This window comes from Sedimentibacter sp. B4 (genome assembly GCF_000309315.1).
Lineage (GTDB): Bacteria > Bacillota > Clostridia > Tissierellales > Sedimentibacteraceae > Sedimentibacter > Sedimentibacter saalensis.
This window is the reverse complement of record NZ_CANG01000437.1, coordinates 1-241: the sequence shown is the minus strand read 5'-3', so window position 1 is coordinate 241 and position 241 is coordinate 1. Positions and strand designations below refer to the sequence as shown.

General features: G+C 69.7%; 1 protein-coding gene. It reads right to left on the bottom strand.

Annotated elements, in window-relative coordinates; all coding sequences use genetic code 11:
- Positions 1–241, bottom strand: a 241-nt coding sequence (locus BN358_RS23620; RefSeq protein WP_157593433.1) for a TSUP family transporter, incomplete at both ends; no start/stop codon positions are given.

Below are 241 nucleotides of genomic sequence, written 5' to 3'. Positions count from 1 at the left end.
CACGATCTTCGCCTTGGCGGAGGCCTGCAGGAAGCTGTAGCCCAGGACGCTCACCAGCGCGATCACCAGGAAGGCACCGGTGCCGGGCCCCAGTAGCCCGTCGTAGCAGCCGATCCCTGCTCCGATCAGCGCGGCGTTGCCGTGGTGGCGGCGTCCGCTGTAGCGCAGGGAGGTCTGGGCGCCGAGGGTGGGGCGTGCGGCAGTGAAGATCGCCACCGCGAGCAGTGCGAGGACGATGACA